Annotated in this window: 15 protein-coding genes and 3 pseudogenes; 15 read left to right on the top strand and 3 right to left on the bottom strand. The window is 58.8% G+C overall.

Going from position 1 to position 18,108, the window contains the following annotated elements:
• Nucleotides 1-4: 4 nt before the first annotated feature.
• The 9 genes and pseudogenes from IVB07_RS23655 (at nt 5) to IVB07_RS23615 (ending at nt 5,531) form a co-directional block, all read left to right on the top strand.
• Nucleotides 5-502 (top strand): hypothetical protein, encoded by a 498-nt coding sequence (locus IVB07_RS23655; RefSeq protein ID WP_247337962.1) that lies wholly within the window; start codon nt 5-7, stop codon nt 500-502.
• 5 nt (nt 503-507) lie between these two features.
• Nucleotides 508-915, top strand: a complete 408-nt coding sequence (locus IVB07_RS23650) for a PIN domain-containing protein (protein ID WP_247337960.1) — start codon at nt 508-510, stop codon at nt 913-915.
• A gap of 23 nt (nt 916-938) precedes the next feature.
• On the top strand, nt 939-1,250 hold the full coding sequence (locus IVB07_RS23645) for a hypothetical protein (RefSeq protein WP_247337958.1): 312 nt from the start codon (nt 939-941) through the stop codon (nt 1,248-1,250).
• Between the two features lie 201 nt (nt 1,251-1,451).
• A complete protein-coding gene (locus IVB07_RS23640) occupies nt 1,452-1,910 on the top strand; it encodes a YidB family protein (RefSeq protein WP_247337956.1) in 459 nt (152 codons plus the stop codon).
• Between the two features lie 26 nt (nt 1,911-1,936).
• Nucleotides 1,937-2,200: a GlsB/YeaQ/YmgE family stress response membrane protein gene (locus IVB07_RS23635; RefSeq protein ID WP_247363320.1), complete on the top strand. Its 264-nt coding sequence runs from the start codon at nt 1,937-1,939 to the stop codon at nt 2,198-2,200.
• A 170-nt stretch (nt 2,201-2,370) separates the two neighbouring features.
• Nucleotides 2,371-2,625: pseudogene (locus IVB07_RS23630) on the top strand (transposase); the annotation flags it as partial.
• Nucleotides 2,626-2,862: 237 nt separating this feature from the next.
• Nucleotides 2,863-4,230, top strand: a complete 1,368-nt coding sequence (locus IVB07_RS23625) for an IS110 family transposase (protein ID WP_247337952.1) — start codon at nt 2,863-2,865, stop codon at nt 4,228-4,230.
• A pseudogene (locus IVB07_RS23620) lies at nt 4,231-5,128 on the top strand (IS3 family transposase); the annotation flags it as partial.
• A 76-nt stretch (nt 5,129-5,204) separates the two neighbouring features.
• A complete protein-coding gene (locus tag IVB07_RS23615) occupies nt 5,205-5,531 on the top strand; it encodes a hypothetical protein (RefSeq protein ID WP_247336324.1) in 327 nt (108 codons plus the stop codon).
• A gap of 2,236 nt (nt 5,532-7,767) precedes the next feature.
• Here IVB07_RS23615 and IVB07_RS23610 read toward each other — a convergent pair.
• Entirely contained in the window at nt 7,768-8,187 is a 420-nt protein-coding gene (locus IVB07_RS23610) for a DUF2939 domain-containing protein (RefSeq protein ID WP_018459967.1), read from the bottom strand.
• Between the two features lie 597 nt (nt 8,188-8,784).
• Here IVB07_RS23610 and IVB07_RS23605 point away from each other — a divergent pair.
• Entirely contained in the window at nt 8,785-9,219 is a 435-nt protein-coding gene (locus IVB07_RS23605; protein ID WP_247336328.1) for a hypothetical protein, read from the top strand.
• Nucleotides 9,220-9,477: 258 nt separating this feature from the next.
• A complete protein-coding gene (locus tag IVB07_RS23600; protein ID WP_247766693.1) occupies nt 9,478-10,467 on the top strand; it encodes a glycosyltransferase in 990 nt (329 codons plus the stop codon).
• A gap of 23 nt (nt 10,468-10,490) precedes the next feature.
• Here the strand turns inward: IVB07_RS23600 and IVB07_RS23595 are convergent, their stop codons facing one another.
• Nucleotides 10,491-11,315: an FkbM family methyltransferase gene (locus IVB07_RS23595; protein ID WP_247363309.1), complete on the bottom strand. Its 825-nt coding sequence runs from the start codon at nt 11,313-11,315 to the stop codon at nt 10,491-10,493.
• A 1,478-nt stretch (nt 11,316-12,793) separates the two neighbouring features.
• On the opposite strand from IVB07_RS23595, the gene IVB07_RS23590 reads away from it, so the two are divergent.
• The 4 genes and pseudogenes from IVB07_RS23590 (at nt 12,794) to IVB07_RS23575 (ending at nt 17,133) form a co-directional block, all read left to right on the top strand.
• Entirely contained in the window at nt 12,794-13,279 is a 486-nt protein-coding gene (locus IVB07_RS23590) for a hypothetical protein (protein ID WP_157643136.1), read from the top strand.
• Between the two features lie 1,312 nt (nt 13,280-14,591).
• Nucleotides 14,592-15,883: pseudogene (locus tag IVB07_RS23585) on the top strand (IS1182 family transposase).
• Between the two features lie 493 nt (nt 15,884-16,376).
• Complete coding sequence (locus tag IVB07_RS23580; protein WP_245288539.1) at nt 16,377-16,586, top strand: adenylate/guanylate cyclase domain-containing protein; 210 nt, start codon at nt 16,377-16,379, stop codon at nt 16,584-16,586.
• Nucleotides 16,587-16,677: 91 nt separating this feature from the next.
• A complete protein-coding gene (locus tag IVB07_RS23575) occupies nt 16,678-17,133 on the top strand; it encodes an AAA family ATPase (protein ID WP_247336336.1) in 456 nt (151 codons plus the stop codon).
• Here the strand turns inward: IVB07_RS23575 and IVB07_RS23570 are convergent.
• Nucleotides 17,130-17,885, bottom strand: a complete 756-nt coding sequence (locus tag IVB07_RS23570; protein WP_157643109.1) for a ThuA domain-containing protein — start codon at nt 17,883-17,885, stop codon at nt 17,130-17,132. The two genes, IVB07_RS23575 and IVB07_RS23570, sit on opposite strands and share 4 nt — an antisense overlap.
• Between the last annotated feature and the right edge of the window lie 223 nt (nt 17,886-18,108).

Genomic DNA, 18,108 nt, shown 5'->3' with positions numbered 1-18,108 from the left:
CAAGATGTCGGACGCATTCGATCAATGGGTGGAATGGCGCTCCAAGCCCCCCGGCGACAGGCGCAGCATTCCCGCCGAACTCTATGCGGCGGTGACGTCGCTGCCTGAAACCGATCGTTCCAACCGGCAGAGGGTCAACGAGGTGGTACGCCGCCATGACACGGCTCGCCGAGAGGGCAGAACCGTATGGCTCTACCTTGATGACTACGAGAACGGCGAGGCGCGCACGGCGGGGCATCCAGAGTGGGTCAAGGTATTTGCATCTGGGGGTGCCGCCGACGCCTGGCTCCAGGACAACGACCCCGAAGGCGTTGCCTGGGAGTACGAAGTGGAAGGCGGTCCAGCCGAAGGATCGGTTTGGCTCTGCTTGCCCGATCCGGCGTCCAGAGCGATCGGTGAGCCCGACTGGATCAAGCTCTTTGCCTCGAAAGAGCGCGCGCAAAAATGGCTTGAGGGCAACGGGCCAAAGCGCGAGATTTGGCAGTACTCGGTTCAGGAGTGACGCGCATGAGTGCGTTCGTTGACACCTCCGTCTGGTTCGCTGTGGCCGCCAAGCGGGATGCTCAGAACGAGCGCGCCAAGTCGATCCTTCAGAGCATCGACGAATACCTCACGACGGACCTGGTGCTGGTCGAGACGTGCCAGCTTCTAAGAGCCCGATTTGGCCGCGGTGTGGCGGAAGTCTTTTGGGAGCGGCTGCGCGACAGCGGAGTTCGGATCGAACCCATCGTCCGCGCCGATCTGGATGCGGCTTCGGAGATAGCGGCGCGCTTCCCGGACGAGAGCTTTTCCTTCGTCGACCGGACGAGTTTTGCGCTCATGGAGCGCATGGGGATCACGCGAGCAGCGACCTTCAACCCGGACTTCGCAGCGTACCGACCCGCCGCGGTCAGAAGCGGCCCTTCCAGATCCTGAGCGAAGGCCACAGCGAAGTCTTCATGGCGCTGAGACAAGCGCTTCTTGAACGCCGGCCCGTTCACGTCGGCCGCGACGGCAAGTGCCAGACGGTCTGCCCGTACATCTTGGGCCACACCACCGGAGAGGAGCGCGCATTCGCCCTCCTTGTGGATGCGAGTGCGCGCACGAAGCGTCCGACCCAGGCCAAGTGGATCTGCCTTCGGCTATCGAAGATCGACGGCGTTCGCTTTGCCGATGAGCCCTGGATCGAGCAAGAATACCCGGGTCCGGTGCAGAGATGTGTCGATCAGGTGCACTTGGAGGCGACGCGACTACCACAGCTTCTGGCATAGCCTCGCATAACCCCCGGCTCTGCAAGCCAACCGGAAGTCACCCTGCTAGCGTGATCGGCCGCTAGTGACCCCCTCCGGAACGGAAACCTGGAACTTCTCAGCCCCGCGTATGTTGTGGGCGATGAATCGTGCGGCGGCCCGCCCAGGCGGGTCGCCCCTTTCTTACGTATGTTTGCCGATCCTCGAACTCAGGAGCTCAGAATGAGCCGCGGAATGCCATCGATGACCGCCCTCTTGGGTATGCTCGCGATCGCCGGGTACCAAAATCGGGACAAGCTGGCGGACATGTTTCGCAACGCTAGCTCCGGTCAGCCGGCGGGCGCCAAGGATTCACTGAGCGGTATGCTCGGCAATCTCGGCGGCCTGGTGGGCGGGGGTGGCGTCGGTTCCTTGCTAAACGGCGGGATAGGCGAGTTGCTCGAGCATTTCAGGCAGAACGGACAAGGCGATACCGCCCAATCATGGATCAATCAGGGGCCGAACCGGGAAGTCACCCCGCCCGAACTCCAGCAGGCTATCGGTCCGGATGTCCTTCAAAAATTGGAGCAGCAGACGGGTCTGTCGCAACAGGAGATTCTCGATCGACTGTCTCGCGAACTGCCGACAGCGGTGGACAAATACACACCTGACGGACGTCTTCCGGCGCAATCGGCGGGATAACACTACCTAAGGCTCGAGGAGAGACAATGAGCATCATCTGGACGATCATCATCGGCTTCATCGCAGGCGTCATCGCGAAGTTCATCATGCCCGGCGACAACGAGCCCTCTGGTTTCATCCTGACCACGATCCTGGGAGTAGTGGGAGCGTTCGTTGCGACCTATCTTGGCCAGTCTCTGGGCTGGTATCGGCCCGGAGAAGGCGCAGGACTGGTAGGGGCGGTCGTGGGCGCCATCATCGTGCTTCTTGTCTACGGTTTTGTGGCCGGTCGCAGCCGACGGGCTATCTAAGAGAAAGCTGAGGCTCTTTGGTACCGCCTAAACGCGGACCCGAATTGGCTTGCGGGTCTCACTCTGGCCACAGAACTAAAGGCGAGAGTGGGCGTTTACTGACATCATGTGAGCTGCTGCCGGTTTGATGGACACCAAGATTGGGTGTTTTATCGAGCCAGAGGTGGGTCATGCAGAGACGGAAGTTCAGTCGAGAGTTCAAGATCGAGGCGGTCAAGCTCGTCAGGGAGCGCGGGGTATCTGTGGCGCAAGCTGGCCGAGACCTGGGCGTTCATGAGAACGTGCTGCGCAAATGGGTGAAGGAGTTCGGCTTCGACGCTGCGCAGTCCTTCCCCGGCCACGGGCAAATGAAGCCTGAGCAATTGGAGATCGAGCGGCTGCGGCGCGAGGTCAACAAGCTGAAGGCGGAGCGGGATATCCTAAAAAACTGTCCAGGGCCGTTGCGCGCCTGTGCGGGGTAGAAACAGCACTGTGTTATCCTCTGCGGCTGGGAGGGTAGCGGCCGTCAGCTTATTGGAGGCACTGTCCCCGTTAAAAAACGTGGTCCATGGGTGCATGCGGACTTGAGAGTGGTGACGCCGCTTCGGCTGCGATCCCGAATAGGAAGATGACGATTGGCATAACCCAGACCCTTCCGCTCATGAGTGAATGGAGGATTTGCGATGCCCCAGAGGACGACCGGTGACCGGCCGGAATTGAAGCCAGTCAACGTCAGCGCGGCCGCCATCGACATCGGATCAAAGATGCACATGGCTGCGGTGAACCCGGACTGCACTGACATTCCCGTGCGCGCGTTCGGCACATTTACACAAGATCTCCATGATCTGGCGGATTGGTTTAGCGCATGCGGCGTGACCAGTGTCGCGATGGAATCCACCGGGGTCTATTGGATCCCAGCCTATGAAATCCTGGAGCAGCGTGGATTTGAGGTTATTCTGGTCAACGCCCGGTACGCCAAGAACGTGCCCGGACGCAAGACCGACGTCAGCGATGCCGCGTGGTTACGGCAGCTTCATTCCTATGGACTGCTACGAGGCAGCTTCCGACCCGATGCCGAGATCGCAACACTGCGGGCCTATTTGCGGCAGCGCGAGCGGCTTGTGGAATATGCCGCCGCCCATATCCAGCATATGCAAAAGGCCTTGATGGAGATGAACCTGCAGCTCCATCATGTCGTCTCGGACATCACGGGCGCCACTGGCATGCGGATTATCCGGGCCATTGTTGCAGGCGAGCGCAATCCTGATGTTTTGGCAACCTATCGGGACGTGCGATGCCATTCATCCACCGAGACCATTCGCGCGGCACTGGTAGGCAACGACCGGCACGAACATGTCTTCGCCCTGAGCCAATCGCTAGAACTCTACGACGTCTACCAGGCGAAGATGCTGGACTGTGACCGCAAGCTCGAAGTCCTGATCGCCGCGCTAGGAAATAAAGGGGCAAAGCCGGTCGGGAAGCTATCCAAGCCGCGCATCAAGACCAAACAGATCAACACGCCCACCTTTGACGTCAGGACCGCGCTGCACGGCGTGCTCGGCGTCGATCTGACTGAGATCCATGGACTGGGTCCGTCGCTCGCATTGAAGCTTATCGGCGAGTGCGGCACGGATTTGAGGGCATGGCCGAGCGCCAAGCACTTCACGTCCTGGCTCTGCCTTGCACCGGGCAACAAAATCTCCGGCGGCAAAGTGCTTTCTTCGCGCACCCGGAGATCTTCCAGCCGGGCTGCCGCACTGTTGCGGTTGGCGGCCACCACGGTGGGGCGAAGCGATACGGCGCTCGGAGCATTCTATCGCCGCCTGTCCTTACGTGCGGGTAAGTCAAAGGCGGTGACAGCGACCGCCCGCAAGATTGCGGTTCTATTTTACAACACCCTCCGGCACGGCATGAGCTACAGGGATCCAGGTGCCAACCAATATGAGCAACAATATCGCAGCCGCGTTCTCGCCAACCTTCAGCGCCGGGCCAAATCTCTGGGCTTCGTGTTGCAGGCCATTCCGACGGACGCCAATCCGGCTGTTTCTTAGGAAGGCCGCTGCCTACTTCGCGAAGGAAGCGACATGAAGTTCGGCTTCATCGCGAAGCACCGGGGCATCTGGCCGGTGGCATGGCTATGCGAAGCGATGGGCGTGTCGCGGTCGGGCTTTCATGCCTGGCTGAACCGATCGCCCAGCGCCAGATCCCGAAGCGACGAGACCGTAGGCCAGCAGGTCAAGGTCAGCTTCCTTGCCAGTGACCGGACTTACGGCGCGCGGCGCGTCTGGCGAGACCTTCTGGCGGACGGCGTCGAATGCGGCCTGCACCGGGTCGAACGGCTGATGCGCCTGCAGGCCCTGCGGGCGCGGCCACGACGCCGGCGTCTGCCGAAGGACGCAGGCCATCGCCAGATTGCGAACGTGGCGTCGAACCTTCTGGATCGGCAGTTCGAGGCCGAGCGCCCGAACCAGAAGTGGATCGCCGACTTCACCTACATCTGGACGGCTGAGGGCTGGCTCTATGTGTCGGCGGTGATCGACCTGTTCTCGCGCCGGGTGGTCGGCTGGTCGATGAGCGCCAGCATGACCGCCCAGTTGGTTGCGGACGCCCTGTTGATGGCGGTCTGGCGGCGCGGCAAGCCGGATGCCCTGATGCATCATTCCGATCGGCAGCCAGTACGTCAGCGAGCAGTTCCAGCGCTTGATGGCTGATAGCGGCATCGTCTGCAGCATGAGTCGGTCCGGCAACGTCTGGGACAACGCGGCGATGGAGAGCTTCTTCTCGTCGCTTAAAACCGAACGCACCGAGCGCAAAACCTATCGCACCAGGAACGAGGCCAGAGCAGATGTGTTCGATTACATCGAGCGGTTCTACAACACGACCCGACGTCACTCGACGATCGGTTACCTCAGCCCTGTTGAGTTCGAGCGCAAGGTAGGATTAGCTTAACCCGGTGTCCATCAAACCGGCAGCAGCTCAACCCTAAAGCCCGCCGGCTCACGCCAGCAGGTAGGGAGTGCGCAGAATGATTAAGGCGATTTTATTTGCTTCCTTTGCTCTGGCTTTGGTGGGAGGCGGTGTACAGGCTCAGCAGGGCGCGCCTCGCCACCCGCAAAAATTGGAAAAAAGCCAGCAGCTCGCTACCGAACGTGGTTTTTCGAGGCGGGCGGAAGAGGAAAGGGACAAGGTCGCGCAAGCGGGAGTTCGTGATCGCCTGCATGCATGGGAAGCAAAACTGACCAGGCGCTTTGTCGAGCGGCCATTTCGGACGACCCACCGGTTCACGCTGGCGGCCATACGGCGAAGGCCGCAGCGGGAGGTTAAATCGCTGCGGCCCCGCGGGGTCAAATGAAGCCGGGTTAAAAGGACCAAGTGAAATATGCAGCCAGCCCCTCCGACGCCGAGGTACAGATCCTGATCAAAATGATCAACGGAGGTTCGACGGCGGCCGAGCTTGGGAGGTATATCGCGTCCGTCAAACGTGTGGCCGCGGACATGGGCCTTTTGCTCGAAGCGCGAGGAGCGCTTCACAAAGACGCAGACGTATCAGCCGCTTCTAGAATCGCACTATGCTTGACTTAGCCAAACCTTAGGGGGAAGCAGCGAATGGTTAGGCTCGGCGCATCTCACCGGACACGGACGCGTCGGGCCGCGAGTCCGTAATCGCGCATACGTAGGCTGGCGGCGCCTTGCCCTTGGCAAAATACGCGTTGGCTAACGAGCGCTCGAGGTTGAGGCCGCTTGCCGCTGCTAAATCCGGCCTGACCTCCGCCCCTCGGTAGCCGCACCCGGCGCACACACACCGCGCGGCTCGATACCAGACAACGAACATCGTTTGGCCAGGGAGTTGCGACCGCAATGGCAGCAGATCAGGAGCCGCTTAGGCCATCTCGCGCATCTCACCAAAGGTGATCTTCTGAAGCCGCATGCCGATATTCACGCGCCATGGCGGCGAGAGTCGATCGTCGACCATTAGCGGCTCAGCACGCGCGCAAGGCCGATAAACAAGGCGCGCCGGTTCACTTGGTTGGCCTGTTGCGGATAGTGAGGGACGTTCTAGCGCAGAAGCACCATCGTCTCGAGCTTAGTTCGCCTATCACCCTGCGGCGGCGAGGGAAGGCAGTTTTTCCGCTTCAGGTCTCTCCCCTCCTAGGGCCGCTTCTTGGCAAGCCTGACCGAAAGACGAGTCACACACTAATGCGCAGGGTGGCATCGCCGTAGAATGTCGCGGCTTCGACGCTGGCAGTCTAACGGAAGCTCCTTTCGTACGGAGGCCCGCCCGCGGTGAAGTCGCGGCGCCCAAGGGGAGGGCGCCGGCTCCGGAGCGTGCTGGTGGACAGTCCTGACGGATGCTCTCCATCTTACGCGGCCGCCCTTTTCGTCATTGGCGGACGAGCTTGGACCGCATACCGGCCAGCATCTTGTAGGCGAGGCGCCGCCAGATCAGGTTCATCAGGATTAGCATGTAGCATCCCCCGTGTTCGATGCCGGCAGCTTCGACCCCCTCTGTTTCAGCGAGATTTCGCCGGGGCGGGGAAATGGCTTCGTGCAAGATTGCGATAGCGGCGGGTTCAGCTCTCACCGATATGATCTGTTCACAGCCGGCAGAAGGCCTTCACCCCAGGCAAGAGGAGCCCGGCGGTTCACGTTGCCCGGCCTTTCAGCTTGGGATTAGCTGTGCCACGACCGCCCCTCAAGGCCGCTTCGATGGTCTTGAGCCGCGTACCTCGGCGGGATCTTCCGCTTTGCTGCTTAGGCGCGGATGATCGGGACACTCGCGTAACTAGCCACAGATCGCTGCGGCAGCTGGCGCATTCATAACGCTTCAGTTCGTAGCCTTTGGTCACGGCGAAAACAGCTTTGAGGAGTCGAGCTTGGCTACAAACGGTGCATCCGGCTTCGCCGTTCACGATCACCCCCGCAAGCAATTTGGCCGCAATGATCGAAATCGGAACTGAGTCTCAGTTCAGGAGCAATAGCGGCTCACGGTGGTGGGGCCTATTTTCGATACAGCCGCCCGGTAGTCGTCCGGAGGTGTAAACGCCGGCCATTGGAATTACCGTTCTCACCTTTTGGCGGACCAGCCATGGCGCAAGGCGGTGGCACGGACAAAGGTACCAACCCTCATCTGCAACAGATGTCAGCGTCCAATGGAGTTTCTCGCGTCCCTGCCGGCAATTGCAAACCTGCCCGCCGCCTACGCTACAGGTGCATGCCCTGCCTGAGAGTTGAAACTATCATTCTGGGCTGAAGGAAGGCGCCGCCGGAGGACTACTTGGCTTGAGCTCGAAAGTCCGAGGCGAGCGTTTCATCTGCCAGGAGACGAACTCGTCTCCGGCATCAAGCCTCCCCCCGCACGCCAGCAATGGCTGGTTGTCGGACGTGGCGCAAAGTAGAGCGCGAACCTCGCTTCTTCTGAACGTGGCGGGCTCAGCGCGTCGGTAGCCGGTCCACCATGCTGGACAAGACCTTTGGCGGCAACGTGATGCCGGGCAGCTTCTAGGTCGTCGTTTCATAATGCAGGCTAACGCTCCCCGTGTCCTGACTTTCTCCGAGCCGCACCGCAAACTCGACCGGCTTCACCAGTGTTATCCGTCCGGCGAGAACAAAGATGTTCGAAACGCCGAGCTCGGCCAACGACGACATCGTCCCAAACGCGATGTTTTCTGCTGCGTCCGGATGTTGCCACTGCTTAACAGGACGGACAAGTTTTCTGGTGTCATGAGCTTGACCGCGAGATCGTCGGCAATTGTCGCACCGAATGCCTTGATTGCCATCCGTTCGAACGGGCGCACCGGCCGCCTTTGCCCAATTCGATCAAGGTAGGCTGACACAATCTGATCGACGATTGAATGGCGGACCCGCGGCAGATTCGTCCGGACGATCACCTGAGCGGCGTCTGCGCTTCGCACGGCCGAAACCAGGCCCAAGACCGAAACGAAGGCTGACCCGGCGTAGATGAAGAGGCAGATCAGGAACGCCGCCAGGATGCCAATGAGCCACCTCATGGAGCGGCAATCACGGTGGAGGGGCATTGCTCCAAGATGCGATCGGCAAGGACCTCTAACGCCTCTTGCGCGGCTGTCAGCCGAGAAGTTTAATCATCTTGATCGTTGGAGGTTGGCAAGTAGCCGCAATGAGCGCCGCGTTCGCACTTGCGGCGTGTGGGAAAGACCCAGGGCCTAAAGGTGCTGCTCATAAGGTGGGTGGCCGTGAAAGCCTTCAAGTTCGATGAAATTCCACTGCTCGCTGTTTCAGGGAAACCCTAGCCGCGAAGCCTGACTGCAGTCACGCCATGGCTTGCGTGTGCCCAGCTTTGCGCGAACTCTCGTTTCCCCACCACGCACTGAACCTGTAGGCTAACGGCGGTAACGGCCTGCCGAGAATTCCTAGTTCGGCGGCAGCGCATTGCAACGCGGCGGCATCGCATCCGGCTTGAGCAGAGCTTACGGCGATGCGCTGACCATCTCCGGCGACGCTCAGGGCGGCGACGACAGTCTGACCGGAGGCAATGTTCCAAGCCCGGTTCCTGCCGGAACATACGATACCATGCTTGTCGGGGATGGGCAGACCATGCTGACAACGCGCGTGGAGGGAACGACCAGTTGATCAGCGGCACCGGAAAAGATGACATGTGGGGCGACGCTCAGGTGATGCTTGGGCTCGCGAAAGGAGGCAACGACACCTTCGTGTTCAACGTCAATAACGGCCACGACAAAGTCGCGGATCTTGGCCAGGGTATTTCGAATTTAGGAACCGACTACATTGATGTCGCTGCGCTTGGTATTGAGAACTTCAGCGAACTTACGATCTCGGCATTTGACACGAGAGCACACGAAAGCACGATCACGTTCAGCGCAGGCAACGACGTGCTCGTACAGGAAGCACTCAGGCCTCAGGATTTCATATTTCGCGCCGCATGGCCTCTTGCTGACCTAGAAGGCAAGTGGCCAAGTCCTCTAGGCCGACGTGCGCCGGCTTTTGTTCGTTGCGCGTGGAGCAAATACACCGGTTCATCAACTAACCAGCTTGCGATGTAGTCGCGTAAGGCGTCTTCCGCGGGAATCTTGGGGCGGCCAGCGCGTTAAGCCGCTCCTCGGCAACCGCTGCGCGTTCTGTTCCTTTGGTACCGTTCCGTGTCCGCCAGTTCAGGAGAATGGAAAGGCTTGCTGTAGCAGCTGCCTTGAAGGGAGTCGACCGGCTGCCTGTTGCAGCAGCCGGCCAGGAACCCTTTTAATTGGATTTGATTTTCTCAGACAGGCGGGCTCAGCCCTCTTTGTGACGGTCTGTTTGCGAAAATGAGTTCGGTAGACGTGGTTGTTCCCTGCTTCCGGTATGGGCGCTTCCTGCGAGAGTGCGTCGAGAGCGTTTTGACGCAATCCGGCCCCGAACTGCGCGTGCTTATTATCGATGATGCGTCGCCGGACAATACAGCGGAAGTTGCGGAAGGGTTAGTCTGCTCCGATCCCCGCGTCAGTTATTGCCGGCACACCTCGAATCAAGGGCTGATTGCTACCGCCAATGAAGGCATCGCCTGGGCGAGAGCCGACTACATGCTTCTGCTGTCTGCGGACGATTACCTGTTGCCCGGTGCCCTTTCGAGATCAGTCGAGCTGATGGACGATCATCCGTCCGTCGCTTTCACCTTCGGCGGCGCGGTTGTTCTTGATCAACACGGGGAGCGTTCGCGGCGTCGAACAGGCGTGGGATCGAGAACCCGTGTTTTGTCCGGACTTGATTTCATTGCACTTAGCGGCGCAAAAAACATTGTGCTGTCACCAACCGTCGTGGTTCGCACATGCCTGCAGAAACGCGGCGGGTATTTGGCTGATTTACCCTACGCCTCTGACATGGAAATGTGGTTACGGCTGGCCGCACACGGCGATGTCGGGGTCATTGCCGCTGACCAAGCCGTGTATCGAGCGCACTCGGCCAATATGTCAAGTGAGCCTTCGCGAGAGCAAGACCTGCTCCAACGCAAGGCAGCGATAGAATATTTCCTGGATAGTAGCGCCGCGAGGTTCACCAACGCTGCTGATCTTCGTATCCGGATGAACCACATGTTGGCACTTGAAGCGATCGGCTGCGCAAGCGCTGCCTTCAATGAAGGCGCGATGGAGAGCTCAGCACGCCTGTCTAAACTTGCCCTGAGTATTGATCCGAGCGTTCAAAGATCGCGTCGTTGGTGGTTTCTCGCCTGCAAGAAGGTTCTTGGGTCGCGAGAATGGCAGCTGGTGCGGCCTGCAGTTGAATGGTTTAGATCTATCGTGCGGAAGGACCACCGCTGAACACCGCCAAAACGACTGGGCTTCTATACGACCTTGTTAGTTTCGTTCGCGCCTGGCCATACCTCAGCGGATCTACGGCGCTGCCGTCGATAGCTCGTTGTTGGGTCAGTGTGGATGCGACGCCTGTTTATGAATAGGAAGTCGACCTCGATCAGCGTGGGAAAGGCGTAGTGCGTGGGAAGGACTGCATTTATGGCAAAGCCTCGTTCTTCGTAAAATGTTACGGCTTCTCTCAGGCTCGGCTGGTCTTGGTACAACGGAGCGATTGCCACTTCGGATTGGAGGCCATAGAATTCTGAGAGCATCTCGCCGGCTCCCGCGGCAACGGAGAGGTCATGCCCTTGAGTATCCATTTTCAGGAAGGCACGCTTGAACCCAAGCGTTTTCTGATATTTGCGAAAGCAATCATCGAGCGTGTCTGTGTCGATGCCGATTCTCTCTGACGCGGCTATATCCCGCTCAAACACGCCACCCGACAGCGGCGTATGCAGAGACGATAGTGAATGGGACGATGCCACATTAAATTCGACATGTCGTCGCGTTGAATCCAATGCAACGCTCTCAACATGCCAACTCGCGTCGTAGACAGCTTTTGCGTGCAGCGCCTTTGCGAGTCGCGGGACAGGTTCAAACGAAACAATCTGGCCGTCGTAACCGATAGATCTCAGCAACTCGGCATGTTGCCCCTCGTTTGCGCCCACGTCGAAAACGCAATCGACGTCGAGATAGACGAGCAGTTCGCGGAGCGCATGCTTCTCATGCAGCAGGGGGAAACGATGCGCATGCGCGATTCCAATCGACATCTTGTTAAAGGCGATATTCTGCAGGAGCCGCTTAAAGGTCAGCATGACTGCCACTCGGGGGTTTTTCCAGCAATTGACGTTTTGGTAGGCATTAACTATCATTTAATGCAAATTAAAGCTCAATAAATCCGAAAAACAAGATCTGACCCGTTTAAAAATGTGGAGCAGAGCAATGAAGATCGCCTCGGGAGTTTTGTCTGCATTAGCTCTGGCCTTCACTCTAATAATTTGTGCGCCGCCCGCCCTAGCCTGCAACGGCAATGGAAATTGCGAAAACGCGCCCGGCCAAGTGAGGGGAGCCCCCGGTCCGATTGCTGGCGCCGGCCTTCCGATTCGCCATTGGCTACGGTGTCTACTGGTTGGTTAAACGCCGTCGTAAGGTTGGCTGACACTGGTAGCTCGCCTTCCCGGGGCAGCCTGTCTTACCTGATATTTCGGTGGGTACTTCAAGCGGTCGCAACGGGCTGCACGCCAATCCCGAAGAGAGCGATTGCTAGCCTGTTGTAATGAGCACGCCGCGCACGCGAGGCGTTGCAGTTAGTTAATCGCAATCTCCGCTGATACTAGCCGGACGAAATCGTTGTGTCCGCTTTCATCTACGCCAGAGTTCAAGGGATTCTGGTTCTCAAGCAAGACTCGATGGTGATTTGGCATATACTCGGCGGCTGAAAACAAGGCGAGGCGCTGGCTTGTGGTCGCATATTCAATCGAGTGGATTGCACGTGGTACATTGCGAATATCGAGGCGGTTGTCACGTGGAGAATTCTTTGCGGGACTATTCACTCTCGGCTGTGTAAGTGGCCTCGCATCACGCATCATCCAATCAGTTAACCGGCTTGGATGGGCGGAGGCGCTTTTCAATACTTTCGGGATTAGCATAATTGTGTGGATCTCGTGTGCCGCCGGGGTATCTCTTGTTCTTCGAGACCGAACGTTTGGGGTGCGTCCGTCAGAGCTGGCCCTGGGGGCAGGTTTTCTCTTTCTGGTCATTCTTCCGATCGGAGCCCTAAGCTGGCTCGCAGTAACCGCTCTTAGTCTCTACATCATTATCTCCGCTGATGTCGCCTCATCTCGACGGGGCGCTTTCATATTACTGGCTACCACCGTGCCCATGCTTTGGAGCCGATTGCTATTTCAGTTTTTTGCAAATCTAATATTGCAGATCGACGCGTCACTCGTTGGTTGGATACTGGGGACGCATCGGACCGGAGACATTGTGGAATTTGCTGACGGATCCGGAGTTCTTGTAATCTGGCCAGCTTGTTCTTCGCTTGCGAACGTGTCTCTTGCAGTACTGTGTTGGGTTACCTTGAGCCAATTAGCGGGCTCCAAGAAATCCGTTTACGACGTGTCGTGGTGCCTTTTGGCCTGCGTTTCAGTAATAGCTGTGAACGTCACGCGGATAAGTTTGATGGGTTTGAGCCAATGGCATTACGCCGCCGTCCATGGACCGTGGGGAGACACGGTCGGCAACACAATCATACTCGGCCTGATAGTCGGCTTCAGTGTTCTTGGGGTGCGGCGTGAACTATTCCAGCGCATTTAGGTGGTCTATTGCTGCCGTGCTTTTGTTGACGATTGGATGGAAGATCGCAAGCCAGCCCGAAACTCAAAACTATTTAAAGGACGACCTTATCAAATTCTTTGAACGCAACCACTTCAACGTCGTCGTGACCGACGAGGTCGTGAATTACACGCCGATTATCCGGGCGAGCAGAGCCTCGTGCCATCTGCAGATCGCGACACTTATTCCCGATGGCTCGAACCGGGATCTCATTCGGCATCTTGCTGCAGCTACAGATTGCTCGTTCGTTGTCTTTCGCGGCACGGTATACGTCCAACAGCCCGTATTCTGGACAGTACTCGATTACTTTTGGTCCAAATTTCTTCGCGAGCTTGGATTGATTAAGCACATTACGCCCGTCATTAGCGTAGCGGTGAACTCATCGTGCAATGGCGAGGGACTTCCGTGGGGTGAGCTAGAAGGTATCAGGAGAGATCCGCGTTGAACGCCATTGATTGCCAAGAGCTGATGGCGGGTATCGGCCCATCGGCGACCTGCCGTAGGCTACTCCAGTCGACATCCCTCACGTCGGATGCGATCGCGAGTCGGGCGCAGGCGAGCCGAGGGTACCTCTGAGGAGTTATGAAGTACATTTTCATCGCGGCCGGCTGCTGGCTGCTGCTGAACCTGCTCTTCGTTGTGCTAGTCACCCCACCGCGTAGGTCGCGCCGGCGGCGACAGCTTGCTCGCACGATTCAAGCAGTCAAGAAATTCATTTTGAGCAGACGGCAGCCCCCTACCTGAGTGGAGACAGTGGGGTTCCGAATTTCCGGAACTACTCGGGCTCGCAGACGGGATTCACATGCTTTAATGAAGCCGAGCGCGGTCCCTGATTTAGTCTTCTCATTTGCTCTGATGCTGTCCTGATAGTGATTTTGTTGTGGTGGGGAGGACATTTATGCGAAGCTCTCGCGCAATCCTTTATGCCCAAGGACTTGGCGAACTCACCTCTCAGCTCTCAGAATTGGAATATCTTCGGGGTCTAGTCGAAGAAGCAGCGGAGGGCCCTCGGTGTGCCTCCATTACGCTTGACACATCCCGTTTCGCGCAGCCTGCGAAGTCGTGAACCAGGCGCCCTGTCTGTCCGCTTCCGTCGCCGCGTGCCACCAAGCTGGATGCAGGAGCTATCGGGCCCCCTGGCAACGACAACCAAGTCAATCGGACTTTGCTGACGCCATTCCCCGAGGCATGGTGGGCTTCCTCCTAAAACCTCTCCAAGGGCTGGCTTACCGCGCCTTGACTCCTCCTGAGGGGGAGTGGACGAGCCCCAGGGAACCGCCAGCAACGATAGGCGGCTCCGCACGTTGATACGTATCGCCGGCCGAGGGTCTGACTGTAGGCGTCGGTGGCTGAGAGAATTCCGCGTTCCGCCTTGTATGTTAGGAGCGCAGAATGGCCGAAGAATTCAGCGCCGAGACACGTCGCCTGCTCGAGCGAGCCAACGAAACCATCGCTCAAAGTCGTCAGTTAGCCACGGAACGTCGCGCACTCGTCGCTGAGTGCGAACTAAATCTCCGACATAGGCTGCTCGATATCATCACGCTGCATACTGATGACCGGAGATTGCCGGGTCCGCGCACCCGAGTGGACTACAGCCCTTGTGGCCCGTTTGGACCCTGCGATGGACGCCGAAGATGTCTGCTCATCGGGGCTAACGGAAGTCATCGCGGGCGGACTAAACCGACGCTAGTGACCCTGGGTGTGTGAAAAGCCACGAGTCGGCTACTATTCCTCCGCTTCCTGATTGGAGGATACGGATGGGACGTTTCGTTGAAGGCGCGGACAGATCCCAGCTGACGCTCTTGCCGGACTGTACGGTTATCTCAATCGGGTGCAATCCAGTCGCCGCCTGGAACGTGAGGCGTGCCGCAATCTCGAGGTGATGTGGCTGATCGGTCGCCTGGGTCCCGATCATAAGACGATCGCCGATTTCCGGAGGGACAATGGTGCGGCGATCAGGAAGGTTTGTGCGAAGTTCATCGCACTATGCCGGCAAATGGGCCTGTTGCAGAGCCCAAGCGTCGCGATCGACGGCAGCAAGTTCAAGGCGGTGAACAACCGCGACCGCAACTTCACGCATGCCAAGATGGCGAGGCGGATGGCGCAGATCGAGGAAAGCGTCGGCCGATATCTGCGTCAACTCGATAGCGCCGATCGGCAGGAGCCATCGGAGGCGATCAGCATCAAGACGACGCGGATCAAGGAAAAGATCGCTCGGCTGAAGCAGGAGATGAGCCGTCTGGAAATGCTAGATGCGCAGATGCGCAACACGCCGGATCAACAGATATCGCTCACCGATCCAGATGCCCGTTCGATGGCCACCAGCGGACGCGGATCGGGTGTCATCGGCTACAATGTCCAGGTCGCGGTGGACACGGAACACCATCTGATTGTTACGCACGAGGTCATAAACGTAGGCAACGACCGAGGGCAGCTTGCTCGGATGTCGAAGCAAGCCAAGGAAGTGCTCGAAGTGGACAAACTCGATGCGGTCGCCGATCGTGGCTACTTCGACGGAGAGGAGATATTAGCCTGTGAAGAAGCTGGTGTTGCAGTCACCTTGCCCAAGCCCATGACGTCGAACGCCAAGGCTGAGGGCCGGTTCGGCAAACAGGACTTCGCTTACCTGCCTGATGAGGATGTCTACCGCTGCCCATCAGGCCAGCTGCTGCCATATCACTTCACCAACATCGAGCATGGAATGACGCTACGCCGTTACTGGTCGACAGCAGCGTGCCAGGGCTGCGCGATCAAGAGCCAATGTACGCCGTCAAAGGAGCGCCGCATCACGCGCTGGGAGCATGAGCATGTCGTCGACGAGGTCCAGAGACGGCTCGATTCCAATCCCGACGCCATGCGGACGCGACGTGAGACAGTCGAGCATCCCTTCGGCACGATTAAAGCCCGTATGGGAGCGACCCACTTCCTGATGAAGCGCCTACGGAATGTTGCCGCTGAGATGGCGTTGCACGTCCTGGCCTATAACCTCACTCGGGTGATGAACATCGTCGGCAAACCGAGCCTGATTGCAGCTATCCGAGCTACCTGAAGGCGGGAAGTGCGTCCAAAAGCGACGCCGCGCGTCCCAATAACCACCTCAGCCGGTTACATAGACGATCCGACGCGAAAACATCGGCGGCCTGCAACGATTGTCGACCACCGCCGCCTTTGAGCTGTGTTTCCACACAACCAAGACCCAAAGCGGACTCCAGCGCATCGCGCAGCTCCTGAGGGAGTAGTGAAGCGTCGAACAGTTCTCGAACGGTCACCAAGCCGGCGTCGGCGAACAACGCCGGGCGGCGTCAACTTACGGCCACGTTTTGCGATTTGGTCGGCTCGTCGGCACTCTCGGCCCGCCTTGATCTGGAGGACCTGCGGGCCGTAATGGGCACCTATCACCGCTGCATCGCACAGGTTGTTGCCCGGAATGAGGGCGTTATCGCGCGGTACATGGGAGATGGCGTGCTCGCCTATTTCGGCTATCCGCAGGCGCACGAGGATGATGCCGAACAGGCGACACGCGCCGGGCGCTGGTCGATGCCGTGGCCAAGCTCCAGGCAGAGCCCGCCACCGAGCTCCAGGTTCGCGTTGGCATCGCTACCGGTATGGTGGTCGTCGGCGATCTGACCGGCGAAGGCGCTGCTCAAGAGCAGGTCGTCATTGGCGGGACGCCGAACTTGGCTGCGCGCCTGCTGACGTTTCGCCAATCCCGGTACCGTGCTGATCTCAGAGAGTACGCACCGGCTCACTGATGGGCACTTCGAATTCCGCAATATCGGTCCTGTCGAGCTTAAGGGATGGGCGGAGCCAATACCAGCCTGGCAGGTCCTGGGAACGACCGAAGTGGATAGCCGTTTCGAGGCACAGCACAAAACCCGATTGGCGCCACCAATTGGGCGCGACGAGGAAATCGAGATGCTGTTCCGTCGCTGGCAGCACGCCAGGCGTGGCGAAGGTTGCGCGGTGATGCTCACCGGTGAGCCCGGTATCGGCAAGTCGCATATTGCCTTGGCGCTTGATGAGCGACTCCCCGCCCAACCGCACATCAGGGTGCGGCAGTTCTGCTCGGCGCACCACACTAATAGTGCGCTGTATCCATTCATCCGTCAGCTCGAACGCACTGCCCAGCTCGAGCGGAGCGACCCGGCAGCAGAGAAGTTCGCCAAGCTTGAAGCTCTGCTGGTTCGGTCAGGCGCTGATGCCGACCGCGTAGTGCTACCTCTGGCCAACCCTCTGGCACGGAGACCACCCGACGAATCCGGCGGTGGCGCAAATGCGAAGTGCGGCGGCATCTCCTAGGGCGACCTTCGCACAGACCAGAGGATAGCGTTCGTGAGGATTCGCTGGTAGCGGGCGTCCTGCCAAACTGACGGCTCGTGGCCTAGCGCCGAATAAAATACTCGTCCCTCGCCATAGAATCGGGTCCAGGTGAGAGGCCAGCCATAGAATCGTTGATGCACGCCGGTCTTGCCAAGGTCCACCGAGCTTGGGTCGAGGCGCAGGAGCACGCGTGAACCACGATAGTCGAAGTCGCTGATTTGGTAGATCTCGTCCTCGACTTGCAACGAATTCCCGAGCAAAGCCACCAGGGGATCGCCAGGATCAACCACCTCGATCTTCACGGCCTGATGCCAAGGATGACCATTGAAGTAGCCGCCGACCAGATCGAGATAGTCCGGCCAAGTGTAGAATGTGTCCGCCGCCGAATGAACGCCGAGGAACCCGCGGCCCGAGCGCACAAAGTTGAGAAGAGCTCTCTTTTGCGCGGCGCTCATTGGAAGTTCTCCGGTTGTGTAGAACATCACCGCCGCGTAGCGCTCGAGGTTTTCGGTAGAAAATTCGGACGTGTCTTCCGTTGCAATGACTTCAAAGACACCCGAATTGCTTCCGAGCTGGGTCAGGATTGCCTTGGAAAGCGGTATGACATCATGCCGGTAGCCAGCGGAGTATGTGAAATAGAGGATGCGCTCTGGCGGACGCTCCGCATGCGCGCCGAGTGGTCGGATTGCCGCCGCGCCGCCGAGGAGCGCGATGAACTCACGTCGCCTCACAATCGCCTCCGCCAACGCCAACCAACCATGTTTTGAAGAAGCCTAGCACAGATCAGCCCAGCACCGGCCTTCGGGCATCGCCCTCTGGCGTCCTATGCAACGCTGCTGGCCCATCAGCGAAGTGGCGAATCGTCTCATTGAGGTCAGCTTCGTGGGTGATTGTGTTGAAAAAGTCGAAAGTTGCAGGGGGCAAGATTTTTCGCGAAAACGCTACGCAGCGAGC

It is taken from the genome of Bradyrhizobium sp. 172, assembly GCF_023101065.1.
In the GTDB taxonomy this organism is placed as follows: domain Bacteria; phylum Pseudomonadota; class Alphaproteobacteria; order Rhizobiales; family Xanthobacteraceae; genus Bradyrhizobium; species Bradyrhizobium canariense_D.
This window is presented reverse-complemented; position numbering and strand designations above follow the sequence as displayed.